The 17,685-nt window shown below is 25.9% G+C and carries 16 protein-coding genes; 5 read left to right on the top strand and 11 right to left on the bottom strand.

The features are described 5' to 3' along the window. The 4 genes from I1959_RS03460 to I1959_RS03445 form a co-directional block, all read right to left on the bottom strand. On the bottom strand, positions 1–2,025 hold the full coding sequence (locus I1959_RS03460; RefSeq protein WP_195237104.1) for an NAD(P)-dependent oxidoreductase: 2,025 nt from the start codon (positions 2,023–2,025) through the stop codon (positions 1–3). A 178-nt stretch (positions 2,026–2,203) separates the two neighbouring features. After that, positions 2,204–3,625 carry an MATE family efflux transporter gene (locus I1959_RS03455; RefSeq protein WP_195237103.1) on the bottom strand — a complete coding sequence of 474 codons (1,422 nt, stop codon included), beginning with the start codon at positions 3,623–3,625 and terminating at the stop codon, positions 2,204–2,206. A 455-nt stretch (positions 3,626–4,080) separates the two neighbouring features. Next, a complete protein-coding gene (locus I1959_RS03450) occupies positions 4,081–4,629 on the bottom strand; it encodes a ferritin family protein (RefSeq protein ID WP_195237102.1) in 549 nt (182 codons plus the stop codon). Between the two features lie 385 nt (positions 4,630–5,014). Beyond that, positions 5,015–6,250 (bottom strand): VanW family protein, encoded by a 1,236-nt coding sequence (locus tag I1959_RS03445; RefSeq protein ID WP_195237101.1) that lies wholly within the window; start codon positions 6,248–6,250, stop codon positions 5,015–5,017. Positions 6,251–6,845: 595 nt separating this feature from the next. Between I1959_RS03445 and I1959_RS03440 the strand changes: the two genes are divergently transcribed. Both I1959_RS03440 and cax read left to right on the top strand, forming a co-directional pair. Further along, on the top strand, positions 6,846–7,496 hold the full coding sequence (locus I1959_RS03440) for a GNAT family N-acetyltransferase (protein ID WP_176698686.1): 651 nt from the start codon (positions 6,846–6,848) through the stop codon (positions 7,494–7,496). A gap of 220 nt (positions 7,497–7,716) precedes the next feature. Beyond that, positions 7,717–8,763 carry a calcium/proton exchanger gene (gene cax, locus I1959_RS03435; protein ID WP_092926192.1) on the top strand — a complete coding sequence of 349 codons (1,047 nt, stop codon included), beginning with the start codon at positions 7,717–7,719 and terminating at the stop codon, positions 8,761–8,763. 69 nt (positions 8,764–8,832) lie between these two features. Here cax and I1959_RS03430 read toward each other — a convergent pair whose 3' ends face one another. Both I1959_RS03430 and I1959_RS03425 read right to left on the bottom strand, forming a co-directional pair. Next, on the bottom strand, positions 8,833–10,113 hold the full coding sequence (locus I1959_RS03430) for a DUF2974 domain-containing protein (RefSeq protein ID WP_166505278.1): 1,281 nt from the start codon (positions 10,111–10,113) through the stop codon (positions 8,833–8,835). 133 nt (positions 10,114–10,246) lie between these two features. Continuing rightward, on the bottom strand, positions 10,247–10,891 hold the full coding sequence (locus tag I1959_RS03425; protein WP_195237100.1) for a hypothetical protein: 645 nt from the start codon (positions 10,889–10,891) through the stop codon (positions 10,247–10,249). 211 nt (positions 10,892–11,102) lie between these two features. Between I1959_RS03425 and I1959_RS03420 the strand changes: the two genes are divergently transcribed. Both I1959_RS03420 and I1959_RS03415 read left to right on the top strand, forming a co-directional pair. Further along, positions 11,103–11,639, top strand: a complete 537-nt coding sequence (locus I1959_RS03420; RefSeq protein ID WP_195237099.1) for a hypothetical protein — start codon at positions 11,103–11,105, stop codon at positions 11,637–11,639. Between the two features lie 221 nt (positions 11,640–11,860). Further along, on the top strand, positions 11,861–12,001 hold the full coding sequence (locus I1959_RS03415) for a hypothetical protein (protein ID WP_195237098.1): 141 nt from the start codon (positions 11,861–11,863) through the stop codon (positions 11,999–12,001). Positions 12,002–12,095: 94 nt separating this feature from the next. Here the strand turns inward: I1959_RS03415 and I1959_RS03410 are convergent, their stop codons facing one another. From I1959_RS03410 to hcp, 3 genes are all read right to left on the bottom strand, one after another. Continuing rightward, positions 12,096–12,284, bottom strand: a complete 189-nt coding sequence (locus tag I1959_RS03410; protein ID WP_092926200.1) for a ferredoxin — start codon at positions 12,282–12,284, stop codon at positions 12,096–12,098. Between the two features lie 29 nt (positions 12,285–12,313). Continuing rightward, positions 12,314–12,607, bottom strand: a complete 294-nt coding sequence (locus I1959_RS03405) for a cupin domain-containing protein (RefSeq protein WP_195237097.1) — start codon at positions 12,605–12,607, stop codon at positions 12,314–12,316. A 92-nt stretch (positions 12,608–12,699) separates the two neighbouring features. Further along, positions 12,700–14,343, bottom strand: a complete 1,644-nt coding sequence (hcp, locus tag I1959_RS03400; RefSeq protein ID WP_195237096.1) for a hydroxylamine reductase — start codon at positions 14,341–14,343, stop codon at positions 12,700–12,702. 194 nt (positions 14,344–14,537) lie between these two features. Here hcp and I1959_RS03395 point away from each other — a divergent pair, with 194 nt between their 5' ends. After that, positions 14,538–15,014: a staygreen family protein gene (locus I1959_RS03395; protein ID WP_195237095.1), complete on the top strand. Its 477-nt coding sequence runs from the start codon at positions 14,538–14,540 to the stop codon at positions 15,012–15,014. Between the two features lie 92 nt (positions 15,015–15,106). Here the strand turns inward: I1959_RS03395 and hydF are convergent, their stop codons facing one another. Together hydF and hydG are read right to left on the bottom strand one after the other, a co-directional pair. Continuing rightward, complete coding sequence (gene hydF, locus I1959_RS03390; RefSeq protein ID WP_195237094.1) at positions 15,107–16,294, bottom strand: [FeFe] hydrogenase H-cluster maturation GTPase HydF; 1,188 nt, start codon at positions 16,292–16,294, stop codon at positions 15,107–15,109. A 9-nt stretch (positions 16,295–16,303) separates the two neighbouring features. Further along, a complete protein-coding gene (gene hydG, locus I1959_RS03385; protein ID WP_195237093.1) occupies positions 16,304–17,680 on the bottom strand; it encodes a [FeFe] hydrogenase H-cluster radical SAM maturase HydG in 1,377 nt (458 codons plus the stop codon). Positions 17,681–17,685: the final 5 nt, after the last annotated feature.

The raw sequence follows: 17,685 nt of genomic DNA, 5'->3' as shown, positions 1-17,685 counted from the left end.
TTAATCATCTTCATCTACTCCATCTACTATTTTTACTGTTAGATTTTTACCTAGTAATCTATTCTTTACTATACTACTTTCTTCTTTATTAGTATTATTAAGTATTATGTATACATGATTATTACATACTCCAGCTAAATCAGTACTTCTTATGCACTTAGATATTTCTTTAGATAAATAGTTAATATCATTTAACATATTAACTTTTAAAAGTGTATAGTCTGATTTCTTCTCTTTCTTAGATATTTCACATACTTTTAAGGCACTTTTTAGATACTCTTTTCTTAAAAAGATAGTTTCGTCTATATATCTTTCTTTTATAGTTGCTTCTTCGTAATTATAAGCTTTTATTATAGATGTCTCAATTAAACTTACTATAACTTTAAATAGATTTTGATAGTATAAATTCATCTTTGAAAACTTAATTTTATCTACCATTATAATACTTATTATTTTATTGTCTTTTACTATTGGTGCTACCATAGAAGGTAACTTTGGATTTAAGTTTTTATTTATATATATTTCTTTATTTAGTAGTTTATCTTTAGCTTCGTATAAATCATTTATTTTGATACTTTTTAGTGGGTTAAAATCCTTATTATTAGATTTTACATTAAGCCTTAAGTAATCATTATTTAAAGTATATATAGATATATTATTATTTTCTAAAAACTCTTCCATAATATCTATAGATGATCTTAATATATATTGAGGCTTTAAACTATCTAGCTCTTTTACATAAGAATATATCTTACCAAAACTATCCTTAGAGCTTATAACTTTTTCTTCTAACTCTCTTTTTTCTTCGTATGTTGAGTTGTATATATCTTCTAAAAATTCATATTTACTATTTTTTTCTTCATTTATTCTTTTTAATTCTTTTATTTGATTGTTCTTAAAGTCACTAGCATATCCTGTATATATTCCTAGCAATACATACATTAACATTTGAACTAAAGATTGACTAAGTACAAATATTGATATAATAGATATTCCTTGTGATAATTGGTTTAATATTAATAATAAACAAGATAATATAGATGCTATTACAGATTGCTTCATTCCATGCATCATACCTATTACAATTATATATATAATTTTTAAGTCTATTATAGTAAATATTGAATTATTCTTAGATAAAAATGATGATATAAAGCATACAATCAAAAACATACCTATATTTTCTACATATGGCTTAGTTACTTTTATAAATTTATTTTGTTTTTTATCTTTTTTAATTGCTTTTATTTTTTCAGTACTATTAGATTCATTTATATACTTATTGTATATAGTTATTATCTCTTTACTTAAACTAAATTTTATATAAAAGTTAGTATCTTCTTTAAATTCTTTAAAATCTTTAGTATTTATTTTTTCTAATGTATAGATATCTTTATTTTTTATAGTACTTAATACTAAATTATATATGTCTTTATCACTAGCTAATTCATACCCACAAATATAATATTCTTTATTGATATTATATTTAGATAATAAATATACAGCCTCTGCCACATCTAAATAGTGAATATATCCATTTTTTAATCTATTATCATAATTCTTATTTTTATTATCTACTACATCTTTAATTATGTTTAATACTATATCTTCTTTTTCTTTTAAATTTACTTCACCATATACTCTATCTATGTATAAAATAGACATATTTATATCATATAATCTTTTAAATTCTCTAAAAATATTCTCACAAAGTATATGTTCTTTACTTTTATTCTTTAAATTTACCATTATAATTTGAGAGGTTTCATAAGTTTTAGATAACTCTAAAATATTTAACAATATACTACTTTCAATATTATGATTTATATATATAACTTTATCAAAGTGTGTATTTTTAAATATATAATCATATTTATAATTTAATGAATCTAGTTTATAATTTTTATAATATGGTTCTCTTAATTCATCATCACTTAAAATAAACACTTTGTTTCCCTCTTTATAGAATCTATGAGCTATTGATTTTATTAGAGAATCAACCCTCCCCACAATAAGTATTTTCATCTTACACCACCTTTTTATAAATATTACTTTCATCATAATATTTTAGCACTTTTAGTCGATTTTTTGTGTAGATTAATCTATTTGTCATATATTTCAATAAAAGATTAAATATTTCAAATTATATATCTAATGAAAAAATTATAATTTTCTTTCTATTAAAAAAAGTAGCTAATATTAGCTACTTTTCATCTTTATCACTTTCTTTTTCTAATGCATATTCTTCTAACTCAGCTTTTAATATATCTTCTCCTTCATCATTTAATATCTTATAACTTCTTAATTCTTTGTATAAGACTATTATAGTAAGTATAGTAGATATTAAATCTGCTAAAGCTTGAGATAACCATACACCATTAAGTCCTAAAAATTGTGGGAGTATTAATATAAATGGTATTAAAAGTATTACTTGTCTAAGTAAACTTAAGAGCATAGCAATTTTAGCCTTACCTATAGACTGTATAAAGTTACTTCCAGTTATTGATATACCAACGATTGGCATCATAAACAAATAGATTCTAATTCCTTGTATGGATATTTTCATAAGCTCTTCATCTTTATTGAATAATCCAATAAAAAATTTTGGATACATTTGTATAAAAAATGTACCTATAAACAATATAATTGTTGCTACGCTTAAAGACATTAAATATGCTTTTTTGACTCTATTATATTTTTTAGCTCCATAGTTGTATCCAATTATAGGTTGTGCACCTTGGTTAAGTCCAAATATAGGCATTAAAAATATCATAGCTATAGAAGAAATTGTTGTCATTGCACCAATAGCTAAGTCTCCGCCATAAGTTCTTAGTGCATTATTAGATATAACTTGAACTAAGCTTGCAGCTAACTGCATAAAAAATGGCGACATACCTATAGCAAATGTGCTAATTACTAAATCTTTTCTTAATATTAAATTATTTTTCCTTATTTTTAAATTAGATTTTTTAGATAGATAATACAAAATAGTAAGTATCGCCGTTACACATTGCGCTATTATAGTAGCTAGAGCCGCTCCTTGTATTCCTAAATTAAAAATAAATATAAATAAATAATCTAAACTTGCATTTAATACACACCCTAGAATCATGATTCCTGATGATATCCTAGGATTTCCGTCTGCTCTTATAGAATGATACAGAGAAAAAGAAAGTAAGTTAACTACACTTCCTACAAGGATTATATCTATATAAGTTTTTGCATATATTAAAGTATTTTCACTAGCACCAAATAGTATAAGAATATCTTCACTAAATATAATACCTATTATAGTTAATATAATACCTATTATTAAGGATAATGTTACTGCATTTCCTAGCAGTACTTCTGCTTCATAATTTTTCTTTTGGCCAAGTTTGATAGATATGTTAGTAGTTGTCCCAATACCTATTAACATTCCAAATGCAAGTATTATGGTAGCTATTGGCATAGTTATTCCAAGGCCTGTTATAGCAAGTGGTCCAACTCCAGGAATTTTTCCTATAAACATTCTATCTATTACATTATATAAGGCATTAACAAGCATTCCTATAATTGCTGGTACTGAATACTTAAATAATAAAGAATTGACATGTTTTACTCCTAGTTCAGTTTGTGAATGCATTTAGACTCTCCTTTTATAATTTTCTTTATATTAATATAGATTCTAAATTTTAATATATATTTATAGTTATTGTTCTACTATTTCTTATAAACTATTTGTGACAAGTTTTGTGATACTTAAAAGTTTTTAATCTATATTCCATTATTTATAATATGACTTAAAATTTTTTTAAATAACTTTTGTTTAAATTTTTCATTAAAATTTTATTTCATTTTAATTATGCCTATTTATATCACTTTTATAAATTATACAATTTTTTTATATATAAAAAATTCGCTTCGCTTAAGCCACTGCGTGGGCGCTACATTTTATGTCGCCAACGACTTAGTCCGTTGCTCAAAATGTCTTTTTTACGCTCTGCAAACACTTAAACCTCAATAGTTATCCACAGTTTTTTAAGTATCATAATTTCCTTGAGCGTAAAAAAGGCTATCTTTTAAAGATAGCCTTACTTACTATTTATTGCTAAAATGTCTTTTTAATAATCCTAAAAATGCTTTACCATGTCTTGCTTCGTCCTTACACATTTCATGAACTGTATCATGTATTGCATCTAAGCCTAATTGCTTTGCTTTTTTTGCAAGTTTTAATTTTCCATCTGTCGCACCATATTCAGCCTCAACCCTTGCTTCTAGGTTAGACTTAGTATCTGCAACAACAACTTCTCCTAAAAGTTCAGCAAATTTTGCTGCATGTTCAGCTTCTTCATAAGCTATTCTTAAATAAGCTTCTGCAATTTCTGGATATCCCTCTCTATCTGCTTGGCGGCTCATTGCTATATACATTCCAACTTCAGTACATTCTCCAACAAAATTAGCTCTAAGCCCCTCTAGTATTTCTTCATCTATCCCCTTAGCTATACCTATTCTATGTTCATCAGCCCATATTAATTTACTATCCATTTCTTCAAACTTTTCACTTCCTACATTACATACTGGACAAGATATAGGCAAGTTTTCACCTTCATAAACATAACCACAAACTGTGCATACAAATTTTCTCATAACAACAATACCTCCAAAATTTTTAATTTATCTTAATTTTTAGTTAATTTTAATTATTGCATTTTTTATATACTTGTATTTTTTATATACCCTTGCTTTTTATTATATAAACAATATATATCATCCAAATTTTATTTTTTATAATATTTAGAAATATAGTTATATTTCTAAATATTATAAAAAAAACGCAACATTAGTACTATAATTAGTTTTCTTACTATATTATACATTTTTTTTTGCATTTTATAAGTAAAATTACAATATTTAGAAAATTTTTTTATTTTTTTAATTTTAAATAAATTAACCGTATATTTTTTTGTATACTTAATTAAGTTTTAAGATGAAAAAATATTTTAATTTCATGCAAAAAACCAGTAAAAAATAATTACTGGTTTTTTATTTTATATATGCTTTTAGCTACTAATTCTTCTCGTTCTTTTTGATTGTTATTATCTAAATATACTCTATAAGTATTTACATATATTTTTTCTTCTTCATGTTTTTCATCAGTCCTTATATATAACTTCTCTCTATCTTTATCACATCCATATATTTTGCTTGTTATAGCTCCATTTTTTATTATATTTTTTATATAAACTGGATGACTATATGGATTTTTAAACTTAAAATCTATATAACCGTAGGATACTGCTGCATCTTTTCCTCTAGGTGCATATCTAGATGGATAAGTATGATTGTGTACTTCTACTATTTCCATATTAGATATAAGAGCTGCATTATATATTGTAGTTGAAACTTGACAAACTCCTCCACCTTCTCCGTTTACATATTTACCTCCTACTATAACTTTTGCACTTTTATATCCATTAGACCAAGTTCTAGGTCCTGTAGCTGAATTATATGAAAAAGTTTCATTTGGCATTATAACTATATCACTTGTACTCTTTCCTGCTATATATATATTGTTTCCTCTTGAACTTTTATCATTAAAGCTAGTACTATATTGGCCTAATATAGCATTAATACTTTTTACATCTGATGTATTAATTTTGGGCTTTATTACTTTAACAGGAAGATATATATCTTTTATTTCTTTTTCTTTTATCATTTCATATATTTTTTCTTTTAACTTAGAAACATCTACTTCTAACCCATCTTTTGACTCAGTTGTTTTTATTTGTGAACTTTCACTTATACTTACAGTAGCATCTATCTCACTTTTATCTATTTCTTCTTTTATAGATTCTATTATTTCACTAAGCTTAGCTTCATCATATGATGCTTTTAGCTTTATTTTATGTTGTTTTTTTATAGCTAAATCAAATATTCTTCTTAAGTTTAATAAATTATCCTCAGTTCTTGTATAATCTTTTGCTAATTTTACTGCTTTATCTACATTATAATTTAATTTTATTATATCTTTATTTATTACCCATGTTTTTTGATTGTATCTTATATTTATATTTTTAGGATGATAATATTTATTTATTTTATCTTCTGCTTGCCTTGTAGTTAAGTCTTCTACATTAATATCTTCTATATATATTTTTTTAAATATTTTAGGATCTTTTATAATTTCATTTTTTTTCATACCTAAATTAAAAAGTGATATTATAACTAGTATAAGTACAATAGTTATTTTGTTTATTTTAGTAGTCATATTTTTCTCCTTAATTTGTTGTCTTTATTATTTTCTCCTCTTAAATATTTTATATTCCTATATATAGCAATGATTTCAAATTGATTCAACTTTAATTTCAATTTTGAAATTTGAATTATTATGGTATTTTTGAAATTTCATTTAATATTTAAATTTTTTTATAAAAAAATATAATTTTTAATATACTTTTTTAAGTATTATGTTATAATAAATTATCAATGAATATTAAATTGAAATCCATCTAATAATATTTGTATTTTTAAAATAAGAAAAGAGGTAAGCTTAGCCTCGTATGTAGAGAAATCTGCATATGGTACAACCTGAATTGCAGGTAATTCCTAAAGCCTAAGTGCCACAACGTAAAAGCGAATAGCTTTAAGCGTGAAGGAACGAAAGTAGAAAGAAGTCTTAGGATGGTATATGGTTAAACCCTAAGTACCAAAACAATGGATGTTCTTGCAGGGAAGTCCCGAATAGGGAAACCTTCAACGACTAGAGATTTATCTCGTACACTATAAGCGATTGATAGTGGAAGTAGGTTGCCCCTAACGAGTAATGTCGAGGGTGAAGAAATAGTCTGCTCTCATATGAAAGTATGAGAAGTTTTTTAAGAAACTGCATAAGCCTAGCGAACTTGTGTGAACAAATGGTGTCTATTATGATAAAAAGAGTAAAGTTATCTAAATTTAATGGAGAACTATGTGAAAACTTATATGCTGATGTATGTTATATAACAGCAACTAACTTTAATGATGTTACTAATTTATACAATAGGGTGAGTGATGCTCTAGATAATAAAAATTGGTTAAAGTCTCGTGATGAGCTTTATTTGATGGATGTTTTAGATAAAGGTGGATTTATAATTGGTTGTTATGTTGAAGAAACTTTAGTTGCTTCAGCTCTTTGTGAAGCTCCTAGTGGAGATTATTTAGATTATCTTTACGAGCTAGGGCTAGATGATTTAGATATTAATTCTAGCTATGTATCTGGATATGTGATGGTAGACCCTGTTTATCGAGGAAATGCTCTTCACAGAACACTTATGGAAACTAGAATAGAAGAATCTTTACTTAGAGGTAAAGACTTTATAATAACTGCTATAGCTACAGAAAATATTTTTAGCTTAAATACAGTTTTAAAACTTGGATTTGAAATACAATTTGAGAGAGAAAATGAATACGGTATAAAAAGAAATATACTTACAAAAAGATTAGTAGAACTTTCTGAAGAAGAATTTACTGCATAGTACTATTTTATGTACTTATCTTGAAGGCATCTTTATGCAACCTAGTTATAACACTTGGCTATATAAAGATGCCTTTTATATGTTCTATTTAAAATTATTTGAGTATTTTAAGTGATAAATGTATATCCTAACTTTATAACTTTTTATTTATGTATATTTAGGTAATAAATGGTATAATAGTTATAATTCTAATCATTTTCAAATATATATGGAGGTATATATGAATATTTTAAAATACTTATTAATTTTCATACCTATAAGCTTTGTAGGTGAATTTATGCATTTCCCACCTACTCTTATGTTTATTTTGGCTGCTTTATCGATAATACCACTTGCTGGTCTTATGGGTGAAGCAACTGAAGAAATTTCTTTTTATACAGGTCCTAAAATAGGAGGTTTTTTAAATGCGACCTTTGGAAATGCAACAGAACTTATAATTTCATTCTTTGCTTTAAAAGCTGGCTTATTTGATGTTGTAAAATCTTCTATTGCTGGCTCAGTTATAGGAAATATATTATTAGTTTTAGGAGCTAGCATGCTATTTGGTGGTATAAAGCATAAAAATCAAACCTTTAATAAAAAGGTTGTAGAAGTATCATCTAGTATGCTTTTATTTGCAGTTATAGGACTTTGTATTCCTGCTGTTTTTACACATACTATTGATCCTTCCCTTTTAAATACTAAATATGAAGGTCTTAGCGTGGTAGTTGCAATAATTATGTTTACTATATATATATTAAGTTTAGTTTTCTCATTCTTTACTCATAAAGATATATATTCTATAAACCATAGTGATGATGAAGGTAGCGCTAAATGGACATTAAAAAAATCTATTATAGTGCTTGCTCTAGCTACTATATTTATAGCTATTGAAAGTGAATTTTTAGTTAGTGGTATAGATTCTTTAACTAAAACTCTTGGACTTAGTGAATTCTTTGTTGGTATAATTCTTATACCTATTATAGGAAATGCAGCAGAGCATTCAACAGCTATTGTTATGGCTATGAAAGATAAAATGGATGTATCAGTTGAAATTGCAATTGGCTCAAGTTTACAAATAATACTATTTGTTGCTCCAGTTTTAATATTTTTAAGCTTATTATTTACTCCTATGAGTATAGTATTTAACCCTTTTGAACTAGTATCTCTTATTTTTGCAGTTCTTATTGTTAATAGAGTTGCTAGCGATGGAGAAAGCAATTGGCTAGAAGGGGTCCAATTACTTTCTGTATACTTTATAATAGCAGCAGGCTTTTTCATATTATAAAGTAGTATGATTGTATTAAAATATAAAAGCACCTAAGTAAGTTTTTAGCTACATAGGTGCTTTTATATTTTAATTTATTTCTATTGATTTTTTTAAGTCAATATCATTTTCAAAATTTTCAATTCTATGAGCATTGGAGAAATCTTTTTCATTTTTTATAATTTCTTTATTTTTATATCCATAATCTTTTTTATTATATTTACCTAAATATCCTCCATTTATTATTGTATATAAAGGGTCTCCTTTGACTATATAGTTTTCTATAAATTTATCATAATTTATAAAAAAATCACTACTTCTCCATTTTTTATCATTAATATCTATAAATCCATCTGATTCTATTGATTTATCAAAAAACTCAATTAATTCTTTTTTATCTTTAATTTTTTCATCTGTTTCTGAGAGTATATCTACATAAGCTGATATATAATATCCTACTAAGCTTTTTTTGAGTATTAAGGGTCCATATTCACCTTTTATATGATTAGGATTCATATTATTAGCAGCATTAAAAGTTATTCCTTTTATATTTTTATAACCATTGTTATAAAGTTCATATATAGCGTATTGAGTTAGAAGTCCTCCTAGTGAATGACCTGTTATATATATTTTATCTTCTTTATTTATAAGTGGAGTAAGAAATTCTATACAAGCATTTCTTTGAGGATGAGGCATAAATTGCGTTAAGAAATTACCTAACCAATCCTTATAATCTTTACTAGCTTGATAAGCTATTATCAAAGCATCTCCATTTTTTAAAGCTATAGCAGAAAAACCTTTAGTATGTCCTGTAGTTCTTATTATAGTAAAATCACTTAAAAGATCATAATTTTTTCCAAATACTTCTTTTACTGTTTTTCCTACTTTCATTTTTTCTATACCTTCATAACTTAACTTACAGCTTTCAAGTAACATCTCACCATTTACTTTTACATTTTTATTTCTAAATCGCGGAGTTATAAATTTATCATTTAATTTTGGATTAGTTTTATATTTTAATTCATATTCATTACTTTTACCATCATTATCAAAATCTTCATCTTTATCTTCTACCCCATTATTATCACTATCTTTTTTATTTGGATTAAGATTTAGTTCAATTTCAATCTTATCATTTAATCCATCTTCATCACTATCTTTTTTATATTTATTACTCCCTATTATTTCTTCAAGCGCATCTGTTATTCCATCATTATCACTGTCAATTCTCCATAAAATATTGTCTTCATCTAATAAATTTTCTAACATTTCTTTATTATTTTTGTTTGTTTTTAATTGCCCATTACCGTAAACTACCGTGCTAATAATAAAAAATAAAATTAAAGTTGCACAAAATATTCTTTTTATCATAGTTTATCACCTATTTTTTATATAATATTATTTTGTTAATATTTTATGCTATTTGTAATTTTTTATATAATAACATTTCCCTACATGTAAAAAGTAGCTGAAAAATCAAAAAATTCTTCAACTACTTTTTAATTTATAGCTTTATAATTTTATTATCACTAATACTTCCACTAACTTTACTTTCATAAGCATATCTAATACCTAGATTTTCAACAAATGATTTTATCCATAATTCTCTAAGATTATATAGATATTCTAAATCTCCTTTACCTAGTTCATAATTAGATTTCTGTATATCTTTATTTTCTTGATATTTTATATATTCTTCATTTTTTTCTATTACAGAGCTTGCTCTATCACAAGGCATACCAGCTAATATATAATTATTTAAAGAAACATATACATTTTCTGGTGTATCTATTTTATTAGATTCATTTTTTGCACATTCTATAGCTTGTTGAGTATATGCATTTTTTGTAAGTTCTACACTATCTTCTCCATATATCTCTTTATATTTAGTCACTATATATGCAGTTCTACTTTCAACTTCTTTTATTCTTTCTTGTAACCACCCATGTATATTATCTACATCTATTAATTCTTCTAATGGCTTATTTACTAAATATTTTCCATATAAAGTAACTGCTTCTTCTTGTATTTTTAATGCATCTTTTTGATATCTATCTGCGTGTAATCTTACTATATGTTCTTCTAAATCTTGACTTAATTTTACTTTATTAAATAACCAAGTGTGTATTGGTGCTAAAAATCTACTCATATTTTGTCTCCTTTATTAATTAAGATATTGTTTTTAAGTTTTATTTAACTTTATTTAGTAATCTGTTCATTAATTTTAAAATTAATACTATCAATTTATGTATTTATTATATTGCATTATATACCACCCAATCCGTAACATAAGTTACTGTTTTTTCTATTTTTTAAGAGTATCATATTAAATATACTAAATATCAAAAGGAGTAATAAAAATGCAAGATAAAAATAAAACATTAGAAAAACAATTATGTAATTTTACTATAGAGTATACTTCTATTAGATTAAAAGAGCTTGTACAAAAAGCTAAAGAAAATGAAGTGGATTTTAACGACAATCTATTAAAAGATCTAACAGAAATAACATTCTCTTATAATTTTTTCAATGAGGTTGAAGAACTTGAATTAGATTTTCCTCTTCATAATAAGGTAGAAAATCTTTTAAATGCTCTAAAAACAATAAAAGAGTTAAATAACCTTACTGATAAAGAATGTTACTTAGGTCAAATTTATAATACATATTCTAATTATTGCGATAAGTGCAAAAATGTAGATGATTATTTAAAAAGAGATGAACTAAAAAAATATCTATTAACTAATATTTTAAGTTTCAATGATATAGATCCTTCATCTATTGTAAATAGTAAAATTGAGTCAGTAATTGATTTATGGATTTCAACATTAAGTGATTTTAATTGCAAAAATGAAAATGGAGTTTCTTCAAAATTTCAAGAACAATTAGCTAAACTTTAGGTAGTATGTATATTTTTTTATTTACAATTATAATTTTATTTGTAAATAGTAAAATTTACATAACTAAAAAAGAGATTAAAGTTAAATATAGTATCATAGATATAGGATATTAAGTGTATTATATACTTGTCCTATATCTTTTTTATATAATATAATTATATTAATATACAATTATTATATAATACAGATGAAATTATTGTAAATCAGTGGGGGATAAACAAATGAAATCGAAAGATAGAAAAATAATCATAGGAATAGTTTTGATAGTATTAATTGTATTTGCTGGAATTAAAGTTATAGATTTTCAATATTCAGGTATAGATAAGAAGGCAATACTTACAACAAAAAATATTTCAGAATAATATTAATATAATACAAAATAAAAAATCCAATAGTTTATCTATTGGATTTTTTATTTTGTATTACTATATATGTATAATAAATTAAATATAATATTTATTCAATAGTTATTGCACCTACAGGGCAATTTTCCATTGCATCATTAGCTGATTCTATTTCATTTTCAGGAATATCAGTTGTTACTGGTACAGATTTTCCTTCATCATCCATGCTAAATACATCTGGACATATACCTACACAACCTTCACATCCTATACATGTATCTCTATCTACAAATGCTTTCATTTTATATCTCCTATTATATCTTCTAGCTTTTAAAATATTATTGTAACAAGAATTGAACTAAGCTCTCTTGCTATTACATTATGTTCTACCCTTGCATCAAATGGTAAAAAGTCTCCTGGATTTAAAACGAATTTTTCTCCTGTCTTAAATTCAATATCAACACTTCCACTTATAACTTGAACAGTAGCATATCCATTATGAGTATGATTTGGTAAACCTTTACCTTTCTCAAATTTAAAAAGTATATTTTTGAATTTTTCGTTTTGAACTAATATTTCTCTATTTGTTTCTATATTATTTAAGTTTGTAGCAATTAGTTTCATTTTATATCTCTCCTTTTTATAGGAAACTTTTTATATTAAGTAATATTAATTATATAAGTAGTAACTTATATAATTAATATTACTTTTATAACCTATTTTTCTCCTAAGAACATTTTTAAATCATCTTCAACATTAGTTATTCCACCTATACCAAAGTTTTCAACTAAAACTTTAGCTACATTTGGTGATAAGAATGCTGGTAATGTTGGTCCTAAGTGTATATTTTTAACTCCTAAGTATAATAATGATAATAATACTATTACAGCTTTTTGTTCATACCAAGCTATATTAAATGATATTGGTAAATCATTTATATCTTCTAATTCAAATACTTCTTTAAGTTTTAATGCAATAAGTGCTAATGAGTAAGAGTCATTACATTGTCCTGCATCTAATACTCTTGGTATTCCATTTATATCACCTAATGGTAACTTGTTGTATTTATATTTAGCACATCCTGCTGTTAATATAACAGTATCTTGTGGTATAGCTTTTGCAAATTCTGTGTAGTAGTTTCTTGACTTAGCTCTTCCGTCACATCCACCCATTACAAAGAATCTCTTTATAGCTCCAGTTTTTATAGCATCTACTATACTATCTGCAAGTGCAAATACTTGATTGTGAGCAAATCCACCTACTATTTCTCCAGTTTCTATTTCAACTGGTGCTTGACATTTTTTAGCATGTTCTATTATTTGTGAGAAGTCTTTATCATCTTCTGAATTTCCTTTTATATGAGTACATCCAGCAAATCCTGCTGCTCCAGTAGTGTATACTCTATCTTTGTAACTATCCTTTGGAGGAACTATACAGTTAGTAGTCATTAATATTGGACCATTGAAACTTTCAAATTCTTCTTTTTGCTTCCACCAAGCATTTCCATAGTTACCTACAAAGTGTGAATATTTTTTAAATGCTGGGTAATAATGAGCTGGTAACATTTCTGAGTGAGTATATACGTCTACCCCTGTTCCTTCTGTTTGCTTAAGTAATAATTCTAAGTCTTTTAAATCATGTCCTGATATTAATATACCTGGATTATTTCTAACACCTATATTAACTTTAGTTATTTCTGGATGTCCATAAGTTCCAGTATTTGCACTATCAAGTAAAGCCATTGCATCTACCCCAACCTTACCTGTTTCTAGTGTTAATGCAACTAAATCATCTGCTGTTAAAGTGTTATCTAAAGTCTTAGCTAATGTACTTTGCATAAATGCATTTACTTCTTCACTATCATAACCTAGTGCATTAGCATGTTTCATATATGCAGACATTCCTTTTAATCCATATATTATAAGTTCTCTTAAACTTCTTATATCTTCATTTTCAGTAGCTAATACTCCTACTTTGCTTGATTTTTCATCCATTTCTTCTTTAGTTGATGCATTCCATAAAGCTGCTTCTGATAAGTTTACTTTATTTTCTAATGTAGCTAATAATTCTTCTTTAGTTGATAAAGTTTTTGCAACTCTTTCATAGAATACTGCATCATCAAAGTTAGCATTAGTTATTGTTGTAAATAAGTTTATAGTTACTAAATGATTAACTTCATCTGCTACTTTTTTTCCTTCATTTCTAAGTCTAGTTGTAACCTCTGATAATCCTTTAGTTACATATATTAATAAATCTTGCATTCTTGCTAGATCTGGTGATTTTCCACATACCCCAAATTTTGTACATCCTGTACATCCTGCTGTTTCTTGACATTGGAAACAGAACATTTTATTTTCCATAATTATTCCTCCATCACTGTTGTGTTTTCTTATCTTTAGAATACTCCTTATTGGTTATTTTTTCTGTAACGTATGTTACATTTTATAAAAATTTATAAGATTTTTTATTAATATAAATCATGATTGGTTATATATATCACAAAAGTTGTCTTAAAAAATATAATATAGTACAACTAAATTAGGATGTGATAATATTGAGAAATTTAAATTTGTCTAAGGTTAATGTAGTTATAGAACCACCATATACAGCTACGTCACCTATTAGATTTAGAAGGTATAATATACTTCACCTAGATAATCCAAGAGAAGTTAATTTATCTATTTCACCATACTTTTATAATCTAGATTTATATACTACTAGTACGAACTTAATATATAGTCAATGGTATTTTATATATGGTGATAGGTATCAAATAACTTTTGCAGTATTTGTTGGTGATTATCCTTATGATGTGGCTAAATATCGATATGAAAAGTTTTTAGAGCTTCTTCCTATGTCTATAAGTGCTGTAGCTAATGGAGATAAAGGTCTTCTAGAAGCTAATCCTAGCTTATATGAAGCTCCTGTATATGTTAGATTCATCTCCTCCTACCCTCAATTTAATAAAATAGTTCCTTATAAATTTATTAAAGACTATATTGATGATAAAGTAGATGTATCTGTTAAATAAAAATAATTTTTTAATTTATTGGTATTTATAAAAAATGATTAGTACTTTGTATAATTTATAAAATAAGGAGGAACGAATCGTTCCTCCTTATTTTATTTAAATATCTCAATACTTCTATCTAGTATCCCAGTAAAGTAAGCTATAACTAAGCCATAGTTAGTTATAGGTATATTTTTTTCTTTGCATAGATTTATTTTGTTTATTACACTTTTTCTATTAACCATACAAGCCCCACAGTGTATTACTAAATCATAATTTTCTATGTCATTAGTAAAATCATATCCTACTTTAAAATCAAAATCTAGCTTACCACCTGCTATTTTTTCTAGAATTTTAGGTATTTTAACTCTACCAATATCCTCATGACTTATATTATGGGTACAACTTTCACACATTAATACTTTTTGACCTGGTTTTAAGTCTTTAAGTTTTCTAGCCCCATTTATAAAATCTTTAAGCTCTCCTTTTTGTCTAGCAAATAGTATTGAAAAACTTGTAAGCTTCATATTCTTTGGTATCATAGCGTCTACTTCTTTAAATGCTTGTGAATCAGTTATAACTAAATCTATATCTTTTAACTCTTTTATTGCATCTTCAAGTTCAGTGTCTCTTACCACATAAGTCTTTATGCCATGATCTAAACAATCTCTTATCACTTGGACTTGTGGAAGTATTATCCTACCTTTAGGAGCTTCTGAATCTATTGGTACTACTAATACAACTTTAGAACCATAATCTAGTAAGTCTCCTACTATTGGCCTATCTTCTTCTTCAGTTTCTAATTTTTTTATAATAGTTTCTTTTAAAGAATCTATATTAGTATTTTCTTTAGCTGATACATATATTGGATTTTTGAATTCTTTATTTATATTATCTATCTCATTGTTTTTTAGCTTATCTAATTTATTTACAACTACTATATGAGGTATATTATATTTATTAGCTTCCCTCTTCCAAGTCTTATATGTACTTATATCAGGATTTTTACCATCTACTACATACATAGCAAAGTCTAATCTTTTTAAATAGTCATAGCTTTTTTTAATCCTCATTTTGCCTAATTCACTTTTATCTTCAAGACCTGCTGTATCTATTAATAATACTGGTCCAAAAGGAATTAACTCCATAGCCTTTTGAACAGGGTCTGTGGTTGTTCCTTCTACACTAGATACTAGTGATATTTCTTGACCTAATATTTTATTCATTAAAGATGATTTACCACTATTAGTATTACCATATATACCAATATGTTTTCTATTTGCATTTGGAGTATTGTTCATAATTACCTCCTAAAGATAGAAATCTCTTTCTCCAGACTTCATTTTTTCTAAACTTTCCTTTGTATAAGATTTAATATCTTCTCTTTCTATACTTTCGACTTCAGTGTTTATTATTTCTTGTGCTTTATCATATAACTCTTTATCTCCATAGTCTAATGTAAACTCATGAAGTGTCATAAGTGCATTAGGTTCACATACATATTTTATATTACCAGACTTGGCAAGTTGCATAAATCTATCTCCAGTTCTACCTTTTCTATAACATGCTGTACAGTAACTTGGTATATATCCATCATTTAATAATTCTTTTAGTATTTCTATAGGACTTCTCTCATCATTTGTCTTAAACTGTTTAGTTTCTTTTCCTTCTTCTCTTTCCTTATATCCACCAACACCAGTTGAAGAACCTGCAGATATTTGACTTACTCCATATTTTAATAGTTCTTTTCTCATAGCTGGAGTTTCTCTTGTTGAAAGTATAAGTCCTGTAAATGGTACTGCAATTCTAAGTATTGCTACTATCTTTTTAAACATTTTATCACTAAGTAAATGTGGATAATTTTCTAACGTAACCCCCTTAGCTTCTTGAAGTCTTGGTACTGATATAGTATGGAATCCTACACCATATTTTTCTTCTAAGTGAGCATTATGCATCATAAGTCCTAAAACTTCAAATCTAGGGTCTGCTAGTCCAAATAATACTCCAGCTCCTACATCATCTATTCCTGCCTGCATAGCTCTATCAAAAGCTGTTAAATGATAATTATAATCTCCTTTTATAGACTTAGGATGCATTAAATCATATGTTGGCTTATGATAAGTTTCTTGGAATAATATATACGTTCCTATCCCTTTCTCATGAAGAGCTTTATAATTTTCTACAGTAGTCGCTGCTATATTTACATTAACTCTTCTTATTTCTCCATTTGCATTTTGAGTTTTATATATTGTATCTAAACATTCTAATACATAATCTATAGGTGCATTAACAGGGTCCTCTCCAAGTTCTAATGCTAACCTTTTATGTCCCATTTGTTCAAGTATTCTTACTTCTTCTGCTACTTCATCCATTGTAAGTCTTCTTCTATTAAACTTATTATCTCTTTGATAACCGCAGTACACACAGTTATTTACACAGTAATCACTTACATAAAGTGGTGCAAATACTACTATTCTTTTTCCATAGATGTCTTTTTTAATTTGCCCTGCTAATGAATATATCTCTTCTAAATCTTTCTCATCTTCAGCTTGAAGAAGTATTGCTATATCTTTATAAGATAATCCTTCTCTTTTTTTAGCTTTATTTAATACTTCTTTTATCTCTTCATTTGAAGGATTTTTAGTTTCCTCTAATATTTTGTATATATATTCATGATCTATAAACATTTAAA

Origin of the sequence: Romboutsia sp. 1001285H_161024_C4 (genome assembly GCF_015550185.1) — a bacterium.
In the GTDB taxonomy this organism is placed as follows: domain Bacteria; phylum Bacillota; class Clostridia; order Peptostreptococcales; family Peptostreptococcaceae; genus Romboutsia_C; species Romboutsia_C hominis.
The sequence above is the reverse complement of the archived record's forward strand: the minus strand, read 5'-3'. Positions and strand labels throughout refer to the sequence as shown.